This window comes from Chromobacterium sp. Beijing (assembly GCF_021496765.1).
Classification (GTDB): Bacteria; Pseudomonadota; Gammaproteobacteria; order Burkholderiales; family Chromobacteriaceae; genus Chromobacterium.
The window spans coordinates 511,369-527,887 of sequence record NZ_CP053750.1 but is presented as its reverse complement, the minus strand read 5'-3'; the positions used below and the strand labels follow the sequence as shown (position 1 = coordinate 527,887).

The 16,519-nt window shown below is 67.4% G+C and carries 21 protein-coding genes; 8 read left to right on the top strand and 13 right to left on the bottom strand.

Annotated elements, in window-relative coordinates:
* Positions 1-37 precede the first annotated feature (37 nt).
* Positions 38-1,231 carry an MFS transporter gene (locus tag HQN78_RS02560; protein ID WP_235087731.1) on the bottom strand — a complete coding sequence of 398 codons (1,194 nt, stop codon included), beginning with the start codon at positions 1,229-1,231 and terminating at the stop codon, positions 38-40.
* A gap of 129 nt (positions 1,232-1,360) precedes the next feature.
* Here HQN78_RS02560 and HQN78_RS02555 point away from each other — a divergent pair, with 129 nt between their 5' ends.
* Positions 1,361-2,284: a LysR family transcriptional regulator gene (locus HQN78_RS02555; RefSeq protein ID WP_235087728.1), complete on the top strand. Its 924-nt coding sequence runs from the start codon at positions 1,361-1,363 to the stop codon at positions 2,282-2,284.
* Positions 2,285-2,375: 91 nt separating this feature from the next.
* Positions 2,376-3,137: an alpha/beta fold hydrolase gene (locus HQN78_RS02550; RefSeq protein ID WP_107799747.1), complete on the top strand. Its 762-nt coding sequence runs from the start codon at positions 2,376-2,378 to the stop codon at positions 3,135-3,137.
* A 42-nt stretch (positions 3,138-3,179) separates the two neighbouring features.
* Here HQN78_RS02550 and HQN78_RS02545 read toward each other — a convergent pair whose 3' ends face one another.
* Positions 3,180-3,689 carry a GNAT family N-acetyltransferase gene (locus HQN78_RS02545; protein ID WP_235087726.1) on the bottom strand — a complete coding sequence of 170 codons (510 nt, stop codon included), beginning with the start codon at positions 3,687-3,689 and terminating at the stop codon, positions 3,180-3,182.
* Between the two features lie 118 nt (positions 3,690-3,807).
* Between HQN78_RS02545 and HQN78_RS02540 the strand changes: the two genes are divergently transcribed.
* Positions 3,808-4,608, top strand: coding sequence for an ABC transporter substrate-binding protein (locus tag HQN78_RS02540; RefSeq protein ID WP_235087723.1), 801 nt, complete (start codon positions 3,808-3,810; stop codon positions 4,606-4,608).
* A gap of 11 nt (positions 4,609-4,619) precedes the next feature.
* Here the strand turns inward: HQN78_RS02540 and HQN78_RS02535 are convergent, their stop codons facing one another.
* The 4 genes from HQN78_RS02535 to HQN78_RS02520 all read right to left on the bottom strand — a co-directional run bounded on the left by HQN78_RS02535 (position 4,620) and on the right by HQN78_RS02520 (position 8,471).
* Positions 4,620-5,372 (bottom strand): LytTR family DNA-binding domain-containing protein, encoded by a 753-nt coding sequence (locus tag HQN78_RS02535; protein ID WP_227104034.1) that lies wholly within the window; start codon positions 5,370-5,372, stop codon positions 4,620-4,622.
* Positions 5,373-5,401: 29 nt separating this feature from the next.
* Positions 5,402-6,307 carry a sensor histidine kinase gene (locus tag HQN78_RS02530; RefSeq protein ID WP_107799751.1) on the bottom strand — a complete coding sequence of 302 codons (906 nt, stop codon included), beginning with the start codon at positions 6,305-6,307 and terminating at the stop codon, positions 5,402-5,404.
* Positions 6,300-6,602 (bottom strand): hypothetical protein, encoded by a 303-nt coding sequence (locus HQN78_RS02525; RefSeq protein ID WP_107799752.1) that lies wholly within the window; start codon positions 6,600-6,602, stop codon positions 6,300-6,302. Before HQN78_RS02525 ends, HQN78_RS02530 begins: the two co-directional genes overlap by 8 nt.
* A gap of 153 nt (positions 6,603-6,755) precedes the next feature.
* Positions 6,756-8,471 carry an ABC-F family ATP-binding cassette domain-containing protein gene (locus HQN78_RS02520; RefSeq protein ID WP_235087720.1) on the bottom strand — a complete coding sequence of 572 codons (1,716 nt, stop codon included), beginning with the start codon at positions 8,469-8,471 and terminating at the stop codon, positions 6,756-6,758.
* A gap of 370 nt (positions 8,472-8,841) precedes the next feature.
* Here HQN78_RS02520 and HQN78_RS02515 point away from each other — a divergent pair, with 370 nt between their 5' ends.
* Together HQN78_RS02515 and HQN78_RS02510 are read left to right on the top strand one after the other, a co-directional pair.
* The gene (locus HQN78_RS02515; protein WP_235087718.1) at positions 8,842-9,426 is read left to right on the top strand and encodes a HutD family protein; all 585 of its coding nucleotides are present in this window, start codon (positions 8,842-8,844) and stop codon (positions 9,424-9,426) included.
* A gap of 68 nt (positions 9,427-9,494) precedes the next feature.
* A complete protein-coding gene (locus HQN78_RS02510; RefSeq protein WP_235087715.1) occupies positions 9,495-9,806 on the top strand; it encodes a hypothetical protein in 312 nt (103 codons plus the stop codon).
* Positions 9,807-9,927: 121 nt separating this feature from the next.
* On the opposite strand, the gene HQN78_RS02505 is transcribed toward HQN78_RS02510, so the two are convergent.
* The 5 genes from HQN78_RS02505 to HQN78_RS02485 all read right to left on the bottom strand — a co-directional run bounded on the left by HQN78_RS02505 (position 9,928) and on the right by HQN78_RS02485 (position 12,856).
* Positions 9,928-10,914, bottom strand: a complete 987-nt coding sequence (locus HQN78_RS02505) for a DUF1176 domain-containing protein (protein WP_235087713.1) — start codon at positions 10,912-10,914, stop codon at positions 9,928-9,930.
* Between the two features lie 81 nt (positions 10,915-10,995).
* Complete coding sequence (locus tag HQN78_RS02500; RefSeq protein WP_235087710.1) at positions 10,996-11,328, bottom strand: VOC family protein; 333 nt, start codon at positions 11,326-11,328, stop codon at positions 10,996-10,998.
* A 117-nt stretch (positions 11,329-11,445) separates the two neighbouring features.
* Complete coding sequence (locus HQN78_RS02495; protein WP_235087707.1) at positions 11,446-11,928, bottom strand: hypothetical protein; 483 nt, start codon at positions 11,926-11,928, stop codon at positions 11,446-11,448.
* Positions 11,898-12,080, bottom strand: a complete 183-nt coding sequence (locus HQN78_RS02490; RefSeq protein WP_235087704.1) for a hypothetical protein — start codon at positions 12,078-12,080, stop codon at positions 11,898-11,900. The genes HQN78_RS02495 and HQN78_RS02490 overlap by 31 nt, the downstream gene beginning before the upstream one ends.
* Positions 12,074-12,856 carry an MFS transporter gene (locus tag HQN78_RS02485; RefSeq protein WP_235087702.1) on the bottom strand — a complete coding sequence of 261 codons (783 nt, stop codon included), beginning with the start codon at positions 12,854-12,856 and terminating at the stop codon, positions 12,074-12,076. Before HQN78_RS02485 ends, HQN78_RS02490 begins: the two co-directional genes overlap by 7 nt.
* A 419-nt stretch (positions 12,857-13,275) precedes the next feature.
* Between HQN78_RS02485 and HQN78_RS02480 the strand changes: the two genes are divergently transcribed.
* From HQN78_RS02480 to HQN78_RS25755, 3 genes are all read left to right on the top strand, one after another.
* Positions 13,276-14,190 carry a LysR family transcriptional regulator gene (locus HQN78_RS02480; protein ID WP_107799759.1) on the top strand — a complete coding sequence of 305 codons (915 nt, stop codon included), beginning with the start codon at positions 13,276-13,278 and terminating at the stop codon, positions 14,188-14,190.
* A gap of 178 nt (positions 14,191-14,368) precedes the next feature.
* Complete coding sequence (locus tag HQN78_RS02475; RefSeq protein WP_235087700.1) at positions 14,369-14,623, top strand: hypothetical protein; 255 nt, start codon at positions 14,369-14,371, stop codon at positions 14,621-14,623.
* 20 nt (positions 14,624-14,643) lie between these two features.
* Positions 14,644-14,847 carry a protease inhibitor I42 family protein gene (locus HQN78_RS25755; RefSeq protein ID WP_370646586.1) on the top strand — a complete coding sequence of 68 codons (204 nt, stop codon included), beginning with the start codon at positions 14,644-14,646 and terminating at the stop codon, positions 14,845-14,847.
* Positions 14,848-15,017: 170 nt separating this feature from the next.
* On the opposite strand, the gene HQN78_RS02470 is transcribed toward HQN78_RS25755, so the two are convergent.
* Together HQN78_RS02470 and HQN78_RS02465 are read right to left on the bottom strand one after the other, a co-directional pair.
* Complete coding sequence (locus HQN78_RS02470; protein ID WP_235087697.1) at positions 15,018-15,797, bottom strand: PhzF family phenazine biosynthesis protein; 780 nt, start codon at positions 15,795-15,797, stop codon at positions 15,018-15,020.
* Positions 15,794-16,510 (bottom strand): transcriptional regulator, encoded by a 717-nt coding sequence (locus HQN78_RS02465; RefSeq protein ID WP_107799762.1) that lies wholly within the window; start codon positions 16,508-16,510, stop codon positions 15,794-15,796. The genes HQN78_RS02470 and HQN78_RS02465 overlap by 4 nt, the downstream gene beginning before the upstream one ends.
* Positions 16,511-16,519: the final 9 nt, after the last annotated feature.

Here is a 16,519-nt window from a genome sequence, read left to right as displayed (position 1 = left end):
CCTGCGGCGCTTTATTTCCATTGTCCTGCTCCGGCGGTCAAGCCGCCTGCGAACACATTGCCGGCGTCCGCGCCGCGCGGCGGTCCAGCACGCCGGACCAAGTGGTCAGGGCCAAGGCGGCCAACACCACCAGCGCGCCTATCCACGGCGTGGCCAGCAGTCCCAGCTCCGCCACCACCCAGCCGCCGGCCCAGGCGCCGCCGGCGATGCCCACATTGAAGGCGGCGATGTTCAGGCCGGAAGCCACGTTCACCGCCTGCGGCGCGTCGCGTTCCGCCTGCCGCACCACATAGAGCTGCAGGCCGGCCACATTGCCGAAAGCCACCGCGCCCCAGGCCAGCACCGTGACCAGCACCCACACCGGCGACGGCGCGGTGAAGCTCAGCGCCAGCAGCACCAGCGCCAGCAAGGCGAAGATGATCTGCAAGGCGCGCACCGGCCCCTTGCGGTCCGCCAGCCGGCCGCCCCAGATATTGCCCGCCGCCACCGACACGCCGTACACCAGCATCACCAGCCCCACCCGCGACGGCGCGAAACCGCTGACCTGCTCCAGAATGGGCGCCAGATAGGTGAAGGCGATGAAAGAACCGCCGTAGCCCAAGGCCGTCATCGCGTACACCAGCAACAGCCGCGGCCGTTTCAGCACCGCCAGCTGCGCGGCCAGCGAGGCCGGCGGCGGTTGGGGAATGTCCTTGGGCACCAGCAGAAGGCTGCCGATGAAGGCCAGCACCCCCAGCAGGGACACCGCCAGAAACGTGGCTTGCCAACCCAGGGTCTGGCCGATGAAGGTGCCCAGCGGCACCCCGCTCACCAGCGCCACCGTCAGGCCGCTGAACATCAGCGCGATGGCGCTGGCCGCCTTGTCCTTGCTCACCAGGCCGGTGGCGATGGTGGAGCCGATGGAAAAGAACACCCCGTGCGCCAGGCCGGTCAGCACCCGCGCCGCCATCAGCGCCTGGTAGCCCGGCGCCTGCCAGGCCACCAGATTGCCCAGGGTGAACAAGGCCATCAGCCCCAGCAGCAAGGGCTTGCGCGGCACGCGGCCGGTCAGCGCGGTCAACAGCGGCGCGCCCACCGCCACGCCCAAGGCATAAAGACTGACCAATAGGCCGGCGGACGGCAGCGACACTCCCAGGCTGGAAGCGATGGTGGGAATCAGGCCCACGATGACGAATTCGGTGGTGCCAATGGCGAAGGCGCTCAAGGTCAGCGCCCATAAGGCAAGCGGCATGGTGTTCTCCCAAAGAAAAGCCGAGTCGGGCCCGCCGCGGCGGGCAAACGAATAAGGCCGCATTCTCCACGCTTGCCAGCCGCGGAAAAATCCGCTTCACTGACAAAAACTTTTGCTCAGGAATCAACAATGCTACCCATGGAAGCGCTGATTGCATTTGTCTCAGTCATAGACGCCGGCTCCTTCTCCGCCGCCGCGGAGCGTCTGGGCCAAACCCCGTCCGGCATCAGCCGCAGCGTCAGCCGGCTGGAAAAACAGCTGGGCGTGGCGCTGATCACCCGCACCACCCGCCGGCTGGACCTGACCGCGGAAGGCCGCTGGCTGCTGGAACGCGCGCGCCGCATCCTGGCCGAGCTGCAGGACACCGAGGCTCAGTTGGCCGCCAGCCTGGCCCAGCCCAGCGGCCTGCTGCGCGTCAACGCCGCCACCCCCATCCTCACCCGCCTGATCGCGCCGCTGACCGCCGGCTTTCTGGAACGCTACCCGCAGGTGCGCCTGGAGTTGACGGGCGCGGAAGGCATCGTCGATCTGATAGAAGAGCGGGCCGACGTCGCCATTCGCGTCGGCATGGGCGCGCTGGCGGACTCCAGCCTCAGCGCCCGCCGCCTGGGCGACAGCCGCATCCGCCTGGTGGCCTCGCCGGACTATCTGCGTCGCCGCGGCGCGCCGGACAGCGCCGACGCGCTGGCGCGGCACCGGCTGTTGGGCTTCACCGCGCCGGACACCCTCAATCAATGGCCGCTGCGCCACCGCGGCGGCAACGGGCTGGCCATCCAGCCCGCGCTGACCGCCTCCAGCGGCGAAACCCTGTTGCACCTGGCCTTGCACGGCGCCGGCATCGCCTGTCTCAACGACCTGCTCACCGCCGAAGATCTGCAAAGCGGCCGCTTGTCGCCGGTGCTGGACGCCGTCAGCCTGCCGTGGAGCCAGACTATCTGGGCGGTGTTCTACAAACAGGGCGCGCTGGCGCCGCGCGTCGGCGCCTGGGTGGATTATCTCGCCGCGGAGCTGGGCCAGAGGCTGGGACAGCCGACGACGACGGAAAAAAATTAGCGTCCTTCATGAAGTTCAGGAACTGAATTAATTTTTCACTTACAAAAACAATAAGATAGATCCATTACGGCGGCCGCCGCCCGCTTGCGCCATGACCACCCTGCCCCCCAAGCTCATCGTCGCCATCGACGGCGTCGCCATGGAGTACATCGCCGTCGGCGCCGCCGCGCCGCCCATCGTGCTGATCAACGACGCCGGCACGCCGATGGAGGGCTGGTACAAAGTGCTGCCGGCGCTGGAAACGCTCAGCGGCGTGTTCGCCTACAACCGCTGCGGCATAGGCAACAGCGGCAACGCCCGCGAGGCGCAGACCGGCGCCGCGATGATGGAAACCCTGCGCGCGCTGCTGTTCAAGGCGGACCTGGCTCCGCCCTATGTGCTGGTGGCCCACGCCTTGGGCGGCCTGATCGCCAATCTGTTCGCCCGCAGCTACGCCGGCGAAGTGGCCGCCGTGGTGCTGCTGGACGCCGCCGCGCCGGAGGACATCAGCGCGCTGGACGCGCGGCAAGGCCGGCTGGGCCAGTTGCTGCGCCGGGCGCTGGACCTGGCTCAGGACCGGGACACCCTGAACGAGACCGGCCATCTGCGCCGCAGCGCGGAACAGATCGCCGAAGCGCCGCCCTTCCCCGACATCCCTTTGTTTGTGATCAGCGGCGGCGCGCCGGGCTTGTCCTGGCTCACCTCCAAGGCCGTGCTGGACGCGCGCGCCGAGGGCCAGCGCCGGCTGGCGGCGCTGTCGCCGCGCGGCCGCCACGTCATCGCCGCCCGCAGCGGCCATTTTCCGCAATTCTCGGAACCGGAACGGGTCGTCTCCGCGGTGCGCGACGCGCTGACGGCTATCGCCTCAAGCTAAACGCCCGCCCCATGATGGCGTTGGCCGACAAGCCACGACGCCTCACAAGCGCTTGAAGTAATAGGCGGTGGGATGCAGGCGTCCGTCCGGACGGGCGGCGTAATCCGGGATCTCCCCGCTCTTGCTCCAGCCCAGTTTGCGGTAGACCTCCTCCGCGCCGGAACCAGCCTCGGTGTCCAGCACCAGCAGGCGGATGCCCTGTTTGTGTGCATGATCTTCCAGCGCCGCCATCAATTGGCGCGCCACGCCGCGGCCGCGGCGGGCGGAATGCACCAAGAGCTTCTGCACCTCGGCGCGGTGGCGGCCGTTGCCGCGCTGGCAAGGCGCCAGTTGCACGCAGCCCAGCAGTTCCTCGCCCTCTTCCGCCAGCCATAATTGCAGGCCGGCGCCCAGCAGCGCGTCCACCTGCGCCCAGTAAGCGGCGGCCTCGGCCTCAGGCAAGGGCGCGAGGAAGCCCACCGACGCGCCGCCGGTCACGCAGTCGGCCAATAAGGCGCTCAGGCGCGAGTAATCCCGGGCCGCCAGCGCCGGCGTCATTCTGATCGTGCTCATTTTTTTCCCCTTGAACGCCGCGCGCGGACCGCGGCCACAAGCCGGGACAAGCAGTTTTCATGCCGGAGCGCGGCGCGGCAAACCTGCTAGTCTGGAACAAACCCTATCGGACGCTGCCATGGTTTGGTCCCCGATGCGCCTGGCGCTGATCTGCTGCGCCGTTCTCACCCCGCCCTGCCTCGCCGCCGCGCCGCCGCCGGCGCGGGAGGTGGTGCTGGCCAGCGGGGAGTGGCCGCCCTATCTATCCGCCAAGCTGCCGCAGCAGGGCTATGCCTCCCACATTGTCAGCGAAGCCTTCCGCCTGGCCGGGATCACGGTGCGCTACCGGCATTTCCCCTGGGCCCGGGCCGAGGCCATGGTGCGCGGCGGCGAGATCGCGGGATCGGTGGTGTGGTCGATCACGCCGGAGCGCGAGCGATTCGCGCTGTTCAGCCTGCCGGTGGTGGTGGATGAGGAGGTGGCGTTTCACTTGGCCAAACGCCCGCTTTCTCCGACGGAGATGCCGGATTTGTACGGCTTGCGCATGGCCACGCCCAACGGTTCCAAACTGGGGGTATGGGGCGAGGCGGTGCGCGCCGGCCATATTCGCAACGACAGCACTCAGGACATAGAAAGCGGCATGCGGCAGTTGCTGGCGGAGCGCATCGATTTTTTCCCCCTGGTCAAATCGGTGGGGCAATCCTTGCTGCGCCGGCGCTTCACGCCGGAGCAGCGCGCCGCCATCGTCTACGCGCCCAAGGTGTGGGAACGCAACGAGTACCGCCTGATGCTGAGCCGGGCGCAGCCGCAAAGCCAGTGGCTGCTGGACCGCTTCAACGAAGGCCTGGTCCGGCTTAAAAACAGCGCCCAATACCGGCGGATGGAGCGGGATTTCGAGGATGGGGCTTACGATCAGCCAGTCTCTACGGCAAAACCTTGAAGCCTCCCGGCTTACATGCGCTGAAAGAGATGGGCATAGCTGCGGCTGACTTCCAGCGGTTCCGGATAGCCGCGCAATTGCAGCATGAGGCCGCGCTGGCCGTCGTCGCGCTTGATCTGTTCGATGGCGTCCACCCGCACCAGGGTGGAGCGGTGGATCTGCCAGAATTCGTCCGGGTCCAGCGCCTGCAACAGCTCTTTGATCGGCATGCGGATCAAGGCTTCGCAGCCGACAGTCTGCACCCGGGTGTATTTTTCGTCGGATTGAAAAAACAGCACTTCGCCGGTGCTGATCATGCGCAGGCTATTGCCCACCGAGGCCTTGATCCAGCGCAGATAGTCCGGACGCGCCAGTTGACGGCTCAGCTGCTGCAAGGAGGCCTGCCAGTGCGTCGGCAGCGCCAGCTGCCGCTGCTCCCAGCGCTGGCGCGTGCGCAACAGCCGCTCGTCCTCCACCGGCTTGAGCAGATAATCCACCGCGCCTTCTTCAAAGGCCTTGATCGCGTATTGGTCGTAAGCGGTGACGAACACCACCGGGCACAGGCCGTCTATCTCCATCGCCGCGGCGATGCCGTTCTGCACCGGCATGGTGATGTCCAGAAAAGCCAGGTCCGGCCTATGCTCGCGGACCAACTCCACCGCCTCCGCGCCGTCGCGGGCCTCGGCCACTATCCTCAACTCCGGCCACACCCGTTGCAGGGCCATGCGCAGTTGCTCGCGCATCAGGCGCTCGTCGTCGGCGATCACCGCGCTCAATTTGCTCATTAACGCTGTCCTCTTTACAAGCGGGCCGCTCACACCAAGGCGAACGGCAGGCCTATGGTGGCGCGGGTGCCGCCTGTCGGCAACACCTCCAGCAACAGCTGCGCGCGCTCGCCGTGCAACATGGCCAGACGCTCGCGGATATTGCTCAGGCCCAGGCCCTGCCCCGGCTGCTCCGGGAAGCCGACGCCGCTGTCGCTGACCGCCACCCGCAGCTCGCCGGCCAGCACCTTGGCGTCGATGAGAATCTCGCCGCCTTCGGCCTTGGGCTCCAGACCGTGTTTGATCGCGTTCTCCACCAGGGTTTGCAGCATCATCACCGGAAAGCGCGCGTCCAGCAGCGACTCCGGCACCTCCAGCCGCACCCGCAGCCGGTCTTCCATCCGCAGCTGCATGATGTCCAGATAGGCGCGCGACAATTCCAGCTGCTGGCCCAGGCTGGTTTCCGCCGGGGACTCCCGCCACTCCGGCAGCGAGGAGCGCAGATAGCGGATCAGCGCCTTTTGCATCAGCAAGGCGCGCTCCGGCGCGGTTTCCATCAACTGGCACACCGAGGACAGGGTGTTGAACAGGAAGTGCGGCTCGATCTGCGCCTGCAGCGCTCCCATCCGCGCTTCCGCCAGCTGGCGTTGCAGCGCCTCCACCTCGGCCAGCTCCTCCGCCTGCCGGCTGCGCACCACCGCCGCGTCGGCGCGCTGCTCCGCCCGGCGCTTGCCTCTGGCCACGATCTTGACGATGCAGACGGTCACGCCCAGGAAGAAGGCCAGCGCGGGAATCCCGATGATGCCGCCCAGGATCAGGCCCAGAAAGCAGATCAGCAGCAGCCGGCCCCAGCCGACGGCGGCCAGCCAGTCGAAAAACAGCCACCAGTAGATGGAAGCCTTGTGGCTGACGAGTTCAATGCCCGCCAGCGCCTCCGCATGTTTTTGCCTATCCATGATACGCCCCCCGGTCTTGCTTCATTTCTTCCTCGGTCCCCTGCGTCAGCGCCGCCGGCCTCGACGGCTTCGGCGCGACGCAGGCCTTGACCAGGAAGGACATCAGTATCAAAAAAACCACGGCGCCGCTCAAGGCCAGCACGCCGCTCAAAATCAAGGCCAGCAGCGAGACCAAGGCCAGCCGCCCCCAGCCGAGGCCGGCCAGCCAGTCTACATAAAGCCGCCAGTAAATGGCGATTTTGTGCTTGACGCCGTTCAGTCCGTCCAGGGCTTCCGCGTGTTTTTCCCGATCCATGTTCAGCTCCTTGCAATGCGTTGTGGTTGACGCTGCTCACTGTAGCCAGCGCCAAACGCGGCCGACAGCGGCTTGCGACGAAACGCGCAAGGCGATGGATGAAGCGGCGAAACACGCGACGAACGGGCGGCGTTTTTAACGCCGCCCTTCGCGTTACAAGCCCAGTTCCCGTTCCAGCGCCCCCATCTCCCGCCGCCATTCACGCTGCAATTGCGGCTTCTGATGCTTGGGCTTGCGCGCCAGGTCCGCGTTCAGCAAGGCCTCCAGTTGATACAGGCGCTCCAGCTGCCGCTCCGCGCCCTTGGGAACGGACGCGTCGCCGGACGCCGTCGGCTGATCGGCCACGGCCGCGACGGCCTGCGGGGTGAACAGCTGGGCGTAGGCGCCGGCGGCGTCCGGCCACTCGCGCAGCCGGCCCTCGCTGACCACCCAGAAGCGGTTGCACGATTGCTCGATCAACTCGCGGTCGTGCGACACCAGCAGGAAGCCGCCGGCAAAGTCCGCCAGCGCCTCCGCCAGTTCCCGCTTGCCGTCCAGATCCAGGTGGTTGGTCGGCTCGTCCAGCCACAGCAGGTGGTAGCTGGCCAGCGACAGCGCCAGGAACAGCAGCCGCGCGCGCTCTCCGCCGCTGAGAGTGGCCACGGTCTGTCCGTGGCGCGCATAGGCGAAACCGGCGGAAATCAGCGCCTGCCGCCGCTCCGCCTCGCTCAGCGGCGCGAAGAGGTACAGCGCGTCCGACAGCGCGGCCGCGTCGTCCAGCCGGCGCAGCGACTGATCGTAATACGCGACGCGCGCCGCCGGGTGCGGCCGCCAGCCCGCGCCGGCCTCGCCTTGCAGCCAGTCCTGCCAGCACTGGCGCAACAAGGAGGACTTGCCCGCGCCGTTGGCGCCCAGCAAGGCGACTTTGTCGCCGCTGCGCAGGCTCAGCTCGTCGGCCTCGAACAAGGCCGGCAAACCGGGCGCGGCGCTCACCTGCAAGCCCTCGAAAGCCTGCAAGCGGTCCGCCGCCAGCGCTTGGCCTTGCAGCCGCAAGCGCCACGGACTGCCGCGGCTGACGAAGGCTTGCTCCTCCTTCAGCCGGTCCACCCGCTTCTGCATGGACTTGGCCTTGCGCACCAGCTTTTCGTTGTCGTGCTCGCGGCCCCAGATCGCCAGCCGCTTGCTGCTGGCGTTCAGGCGGTCTATCTCCTTCTGCTCGCCGGCGCGGCGCGCGCGCGCGGCGTCGTCCGCCTCCGCCAGCGCGGCCCGCGCCTGGCTGCACGGCAGCTCGAAGCGGTACAGGCGCTGGTCCCGCAGAATCCAGCTGTGCGAAGTCACCGCGTCCAATAGCCGCGCGTCGTGGGACACCAGGATGAAGCCGCCCTGCCAGCGGCGCAGAAAGTCTTCCAGCCACAGCAGCGACGGCAGGTCCAGATGGTTGCTGGGCTCGTCCAGCAGCAGCAGATTGGGCTGGCGCAGCACCGCGCGCCCCAGCAGCAGCCGGGTGTGCTGACCGCCGCTGAGACTGGCCGCCGGGGTGTCGGCCGCGGCCGACAGTTCCAGTTCGTCCAGCAGGCTGTCCACCCGCCAGCGCTGCTCCGGCTGGCGGTCCACCGCCTCCAGCAGCGCCGAGCGCGCGCTTAAGCCCGCCAGCCTCGCCGGCAGGTGTTGCTCTACGTATTGCAGCCGGCACAGGCCGGCGTATTGCACCGCGCCGGCATTGGCTTCGCGCTGGCCGGCCAGCACGTCCAGCAAGCTGCTCTTGCCGCAGCCGTTATGGCCTAACAGGCCGATGCGGTCGCCCAGTTTTACGGTAAAGGAAAGGTCCTGGAACAGCGGGCCGTGGCCGGCGTCCAGTTGCAGGGATTGCGCGGAAATCAGGGTTGTCATGCTCTTGCTCTCGTTTTTTCGGGACGTGGCAGTCCCTGTCAACAGGAGCGCTGGCGACAACATGGGAGTCGGGAAAGACTCGGCGAGTGAAACTCGAAGTGAAGAGTGGCTTTGCTCCGACCCGGTTATCGCAGCGCGATGGAACTCGGGCAAGAGCCGGCAAATGCGCTAAACAAGCGAACCGACATTTCTGGGCGCGCAAATTGAAGCATATTTACCTCCTTTCTTTTTTATTCAAGGTGATGGAAACCCGAAGTGTAAACCAAGCGCGGCCGCCTATTCCAGTCCCGTCCGCGTCCGGCGACGCCGGCGGCGCGCTCCTGCTAGACTGGAGCGCCCTTCCCACCCCGCAATCACTCAAAGGCCCGCCATGACGCTCATCCGCCTGCAAGACTGCCCGCCCAGCCCATGGAAAAACGGCGGCGGCAGCACCCGGCAATTGCTGATCTCCCCGGCCGAGGCCGGCCTGGACGATTTCGACTACCGCGTCAGCCTGGCCAGCGTGGCCAGCGACGGGCCGTTCTCGCGCTTCGACGGCGTGGACCGGCAGTTGCTGATCCTGCAAGGCGCGGGACTGGAGTTGGAACTGGACGGCCGCGGCCGTCTGCGGCTGACGCCGGGCGGCGAGCCGCTGGCCTTCGCCGGCGAAACCCCGGCGCAAAGCCGGCTGCTGGACGGCCCGCTGACCGATTTCAACGTGATGACGCGGCGCGGCCGCTACCGCTCGCGCTTGGACAGGCTGACGCTGGACGGCGCGCTGGAATTACGCGCCGACGCCGAGCTGACCCTGCTGCTGGCGCTGGAGGACGGCGCGCGGCTGTGGCATGACGGCCGGCCGCAGCCGCTGGCGGCCTGGGACGCCGCCGTCGCCCGGCGCGGCGAAACGCTGCGGCTGCAAGCCGCGCGACCGCTGTCGCTGTGGCGAGTGGAACTGGAAGCCGTCGATCCGGCCTGATCCGGCCTATAATCGTTTAGGCCGTTGAAATAGGCCAAAAGGCTTTTTCACCACAAAAGGAGATTCCCATGGCATCACCTGTTTCCTATATCGAGATCGGCGCCGGAGACGCGGCCCCTGTCGGCGCCTTCTTCGCCGAACTGTTCGGCTGGAGCTTCCATCCGATGGGCACGGACGGCGGCGGCTGGTTTCAGGCCGGATCGATTAAAGCCGGCCTGCACGGGGGGATGCCGCGCCCCGGATCGATCTCTTCTTCCAGGTGCCGGACCTCACGGCCGCCGTGGAGCGCGTGCGGGCCTTGGGCGGCCAAATCGACGGCGGCATCGCGGAGGAGCCGGGCTTCGGCAAATTCGCTCAATGCCATGCGCCCGGCGGCCTGAGCTTTGGCTTGCATCAGCCCGAAGCCGCCGCGTCCGCGTCGACATAAGCAAAGACCGGCGCCACGCCAACGACGGGATCTCGGTCCGCCCCCGCCACGGAGAGCGGGCGGACCGAGCCCGCTTATTTCTGCCGCGTCACCCAGCTGCGCAGCGACACGCCGCCGGGAATGCCGCGGCACTGCGGCGCCTCGGCGGCGTGCATCAGTTCGAAGCGGCCGCCGGTCCAGGCCCAGGCGCTGCTGACGTTGCAATCGCCTATGCCCCGCCCCTTGGCGTAGCTGCTGAGCACGCCCTGATTGAATTCGGCGTTCATCAAATAGGCGGCGTCGCCGTCGGCCAGCTTGGCCAGCGCCGGCCGATACGGCGGCTTATCGTTGGCTATCCACACGCTGAAGCCGCCCTGATAAGCGCCGCGGCCGCATTCGCGCAGCACCAGCACCTTGTCGGCGCTCAAGCGGTGGACGTCTATCGTCGGGTTCTCCGCATCCGGCATATCCTCCCAGCAGCCGCGCTCGCGCACCGCTTTGAGAATGGGCGCCGCCAGCGCGGCGTCGCCGGGCCGGGCCGCCGCCGCCACCGGTTTCAGCAAAGGCGCCGGCAAGGCCGGCGGCACCGAGGCTTCCGGCTTCGCGCCCTTTTTTACCAGCGCGCCGGGCGTGCCCAGACGGCCCTGGACCTCGTCCATCTTCAGCAAGGCGGCCTTGAGGCCGGCCAGCGACAGCGTCCATTGCAGCTTGCCGTCGCCTAGGCTGATCGCGTCCGCGTTGAGCATGCGCGGCAGCAGCTGCGCCATCTGCCCGGCGCTCAAGCTCTGCTCCGTTTTCAAGCCGCTCAGTTTGAAATCGCCCAGCCGCAGCGTCAGCGGCCCCGCCTTGCCGTCGTCGGCGTCCGCCGCGATCAACTCCCCGGTCAGCGGCGCATTGGGGCCGCCGTCGCGCTTGAGCAAGAGGCTGACCGGATTATCGCCGTCCGCGGCCTGGGTGCCGTTGGCTTCGCAATGGCGGGTGTTGTCGCAGGCCACCGCCCAGTCCTTGTACGACTCCGTCTTGGCCCATGCCGCGGCGGGCAGACTCAGCGCCGCCAAGGCGGCCATGATGTGTATTCGCATGATTACCCTTCGTTGTATTCCATGCCGGCCGCGCAGCGGCGAGGCCAGACCGCCAAAGCGCAGCAGGCTTGACGCAAACGCTCAGTCCCGCTGGCACACCCGCAGCCGATGCCCGTCTGGGTCCAGCATCAGGAAGGTGCGACCGAAGACCTCGGTGCTCGGCGGCTGCGCGATGCGCAGATCGGGATCGTTCCGCCAGGCCTGATAGAGCTGGTCCACCGCCTCGCCGGATGCCAGCATGATACCGGCTTCGACGAATCTCGGGACATTGGCATGCGGCGCGTCCCCGCCGCTCCACAGGGCGAACAGCGCCTCGCCGCCGGCGCTGAAGGCGACGTAACGCGGGCTGACGAATACCGGATCGGCGGCGAACAAACGGCGGTACAGCGCGGCGGAGCGCTGGATATCCGTCACATACAGCAATTGCAGATTGGGTTGGGGGCCAAGGTCATGGCTTGCTCCTTTTCACTGAAATGCGGCTTGCGCCGTGGAAAAGAACCAGTCTGCCTGCCCCCTGCTGACAGCGTGGCGTCAGCAGAGCGCGGCTTTTCTGCGCCCATGCGCCGACGCCAACAGCGCCAGCAGCATCAGCGCCGCCGCCAGCCCAAAAGCGGCGCGCGCGCCGGCGGCCACTTGCTGCGGCGCGGCGGCGGCGATGTCCGCGGCTCCGCTGGCCGCGGCGAACACCGCGCCCATCAAGGACGCGCCGGTGATCAAGCCCAGATTGCGCGACAGACTGAGCAGGCCGGACACCAGGCCGCGCTGCCGCGCCGCGGCGCCGGTCAGCGCCTGAGTGTTGTTGGCGGCCTGGAACAAGGCGTAGGCGGCGGTGATCAGGGTCAGCGGCAACAGATAGCCGGCCAGGCCCAGGCTGGACGGCAGCAGGGCCAGCGCCAGCGCGCCCGCGCCTATGCCCGCCAGGCCGGAGCGCGCCGAAGCGTCCGCGCCGCAGCGGTCCACCAAACGACCGGCCGGCACGCCGCTCAAGGCCGCCACCAGCGGCCCCAGCGACATCGCCAGGCCGACGCCGGCGGCGTCCAGGCCCAGCCCCGCGCCAGATAGAACGGCCCCACCACCAGGGTGGCCATCATCACCGTGGACACCAGGGCGTTGCCGAGCAGACCGGCGGCCAGCGCCGGGTCTCTTAGCAGAGCCAGGTTCAGCAAGGGCGAGCCGGCCTTGGACTCGGCCCGCAAGAAGGCGCGGCCGCCGACGACGGCCGCCAGCAACAAGACGGCGTTGAGCGCGCCGAAGCCCCCTGAGCGTGATCGGGCTTCAGGGTCAAGCCCAGCGCGTAGGCGGCCAGGGTCAGCGCCAGCCAGCCGCTGCCGGCGAGGTCGAAACCGACGCGCTCGGCGGCGGGGCCGCTTGGCGCCGGCACGCTGCGCCAGACCAGGCCGAAAGCCAGCGCGCCCAGCGGCAACATCGGCCAGAACATCGCGCGCCAGCCGAAGCCCGCGATCAGCGCGCCGCCCAGCGACGGGCCCAGCGCGGTGCCGACGGCGGACATGGCCCCCAACAATCCCATCGCCCGCCCCACTTCGCCCTGCGGGGCGATGTCCGCGACAAAAGCCATGCCCAGGACCAGCATCAAGGCCGCGCCTACGCCCTGCAAGGCGCGTCCGGCGATCAGCGCCCAGAAGGCGTCGGCCGCGCCGCAGCCGGCCGAGGCCGCGACGAACAAGGCGATGCCGGCCAGCAAGGCGCGCCGGCGGCCGAACTGATCGCCCAGCCGGCCGGCGTTGACGCTGGCCAGCGTGATCAGCAGCAGATAGGCCAGCACCACCCATTGCGCCTGCTGGAAGCTGATCCGAAAGGCCGCGGCCAAGGCCGGCAGGCCGACGTTGGCCACGCTGGCGCCCAGCGAGGCCAGCAGGATAGACAGCGCCAGGCCGGCCAGCGCGGCGGAGGAAGAAGACGAAGAGGATGGAGAAACAGACATGAGGGCGGCTCCCGCCCGCATCCGGCCCCGAACGCCGGGGCCGTCGATACGGACCCGATACAGGCTACGCCGCCGCCACAGCAGGCGGAAGACGCATGGTTTACACTAAATAGTTGCGTTTGACGCCAGGTATCGCTGTACTAAGAGTGGCTAACAAAAATCAGTTTCACGACTGAGGCAAGGCGCGCCGACGCAGGCAGTACTTGAGTACGGCAAGTCGGCGCAACGCAGCATCAGGAATTTTGTTAGCCGCTCTAATGAGTCTGTGTACCATCTGCTGCGCTGCGGCGGGATTGTAGACAAGAGCGTTGAAAACGGCTTCGAAATGCTCATCTACCACGTGTACATTCCGCTTTCTCAGCCGTTTTCGTCTTGCCCTTGCTCGCGAGACATTGAATAGGCTCTATTAAGGCGAAGCCATGCCCATACCCGATCTCAATCTGCTGATCACCCTGGACGCGCTGCTGAACGAAGGCAGCGTGGCCCGCGCCGCGCGTCGCTTGCAGCTCAGCCCCTCGGCGATGAGCCGCGCGCTGGCGCGCTTGCGCGAGGTCACCGGCGACCCGCTGCTGGTGCGCGCCGGCCGCGGCCTGACGCCGACGCCGCGCGCGCTGGAACTGCGCGAACGGGTGCACGCGCTGGTGTTGGACGCGGAAAGCGCGCTGCGCCCGGCCGGAACGCTGCGGCTGGACCGCTTGCAACGCAGCTTCACCCTGCGCTGCAGCGACGGTTTCGTCGAAAACTTCGGCCCGCGGCTGCTGGCGCGGCTGCAAGGCGAGGCGCCGGGCGTGCGTCTGCATTTCCTGCCCAAGCGCGACAAGGACAACGCGCCGCTGCGCGATGGCGCGGTGGATCTGGACACCGGCGTGGTGGGCCACGAAGCCGGGCCGGAGTTGCGGGTGCGCATGTTGTTCCGCGACCGCTTCGTCGGCGTGGTGCGCGCCGGCCATCCGCTGGCGGCCGACGCCGTCGACATCGCCCGCTACGCCGCCGGCCGCCATGTGTTGGTGGCCCGCCGCGGCGGGCTGGTCGGGCCGGTGGACGAGGCGCTGAACGCGCAGGGGCTGCGCCGCGACGTCGCGGTCACCGTGGGCGGCTTCGCCGCCGCGCTGGCGCTGGCGCGCGCCAGCGATTTGATCGCCACCGTGCCCGAGCGCCACACCGGCCATCTGCGCGCCGGCCTGCACAGCTTCGCGCTGCCGCTGGCGGTGGCGGAGATCACCATTTCCATGATCTGGCATCCGCGCCTGGACGCGGACCCGGCGCAGCAATGGCTGCGCGCCTGCGTCAAGGCGGTATGTGATGAACAATTGGCGGCGGAAGCCGCCGTTTGAAGCGCGCCGCTCTAAAAACCTGTTTACCTGCGTATCGCCGACGCGCAGCAGATCGTAAACAGGTTCTAAAGCGCCTCAGTAAGCTGGCGACTTCATGACTCGCTTCAACGCTGACTCGCTTGCCAATCCATTAGGCAGCCAATCAACTTCTGATCACTCATATTCAGTGAGGTAAAGTATGCATAGTTTTTATAAGACGCTGATGGTCACATCTTTTTTCTTAATTCCGGCAACTTGCTTTTCTTCTGAGAAAGGGGCTCAAATGAAATCAGATTCATTCGGCTATTATGATTTAAATATTGGCGATTATTCAGCGCCAGAACAACATCACGACCTGCCTAAAGAAGGGAATGGCCATATTGAAGTCAACTTGGATCGTAATTTTTCGATTACCTTTCCTGACAATCCTCAACAGGAGCCTCTTGGGGCTTAAGGACACTTCCTGCGGAATTGATGTTTCTGAGTTCCAGCCATAAACCATCTGACAAATGCGGCGTCGTCAACAATGAGGGTGTGCCGCCAGTTGGATGTGGCAGATTTACAAGCTATATATTTAAAGCGTTAGAGAAAGGAACCGGGACAGTAAGATTTGAGTATGGTCAACAGTGGAGCAAGGGCGTAAAAAAAGTCATAACGGTAAAAGTTACTGTTAAATAACAGAATAGTTCCGAGCAATCATATCGGCACTATTCTCTCAGAACCTGTTTACGATCTCGGGAGCTAAGGCGAGACAAGGCGAAAACGAGCGAAAAAGCGGAATGTACGCGCATTTTGAGTTTGTACTCACCTGCAACGCTTCACAAAACGCGGCAGACATTGAACAGGCTCTAAACGTAAATCTCGCCCCTCAGATACAAGCTCGCCTGCCCCAGCAAAGCCACTTCCGCGCCTTCCACCCGGCACTCCAGGCTGCCGCGGCGCGCGCCGCCCTGGCGCGCCAGCAGCCGGGTCTTGCCCAGCACGCCGGCCCAGTACGGCGCCAGCCAGCAGTGGGCCGAGCCGGTGACCGGGTCTTCGTCGACGCCGACGCCGGGGCCGAACCAGCGGCTGACGAAATCGCAGTCCGCGCCGCGCGCGGTCACCGCCACCCCGCGCTTGGGCAAGCCGCGCAGCCGCTGGAAGTCCGGCCGCAGCGCCGCCAGCCGCGCCGCGTCGTCCAGCACCACGATGTAATCGTCGGCGGCCAGCACCTGGCCGGCGTCCAGGCCCAGCGCCGCCAGCAGGCCGGGCGGCTCGGCGCAGGGGCGCGGCGTCACCGCGGGGAAGCGCAGCTCGATGCGCTCGCCGTCGCGCCGCGCCGTCAGCGCTCCGCTGCGGGTCTGGAAGACGATGCGTTCGCCGCGCCAGCCCAGCTCATGGAACAAGACCCAGGCGCTGGCCAGCGTGGCGTGGCCGCACAAATCCACCTCGGTGGTGGGCGTGAACCAGCGCAGCGCCATTCGTTCGCCCTCCGCCACCAGGAAGGCGGTCTCGGACAGATTGTTTTCCATGGCGATGGCTTGCAGCGCGGCGTCCGGCAGCCAGGCCGGCAAGGGACACACCGCCGCCGGATTGCCGTGGAACACCGCGTCGCAGAACGCGTCCACCTGGTAGATGGGAATCTTCATGCCTTGTCCTCCCGCGCATCGCCGCGGATTTCGTCCAGATAGTTGTAGACGGTGTAGCGGCTGACGCCCAGCGCCTCCGCCGCGCGCTCCACCCCGCCTTTGACGATGAACAGGCCCTGCTCCAGCATCTGCGCCACCGCCTGTTTCTTGTCCGCCTTTTTCATCCGCGCCAGCGGCTTGCCGCCGCGCTCCAGCGCCTGGGCGATGATGTCCTGCATCGCCTCGTCCATGGCCGGCGGCTCCGGCGCGGCCGGAGGCGGCGGCGGCGCGCGGCCCACCAGCGCCTGCAGGCAGGCCAGCGCCGCTTCCAGCTGGCTGCGGTCGCTGTTCAGGCACAGCGCGGCGAAGGGTTCGCCGGCGGCGGTCTTGAAGACGGCGCTGGCGGACAGCAGCCGCCGGCCGTCGCGGCTCAGGGTGTGGTAGCCGGACACCAGCGCCGGTTCCGCGCCGCCCTGACGCATCGCCTGTTCGATGGCGGCGAAGCCGCGGTCGCCGGCCGGGCCGCCCAGGATGGCGTCCCCTAGACGGCGGCCGGACACATGGCCGTTCTCGATGGCGACGACGGAGCGCTCCGGCCGGCTCAGATCATGCAGCACCACCTCGGTGTGTGCGTCCACCATGGCCCCCACCAATTTGACCGCGGCGCTCAAGGCGCGCAGCACCGCCTGTTTTTCCGCCTGGGCCGGATCGGCCGCCGGTTTCGGGTCTTCCATGCGGCCGCC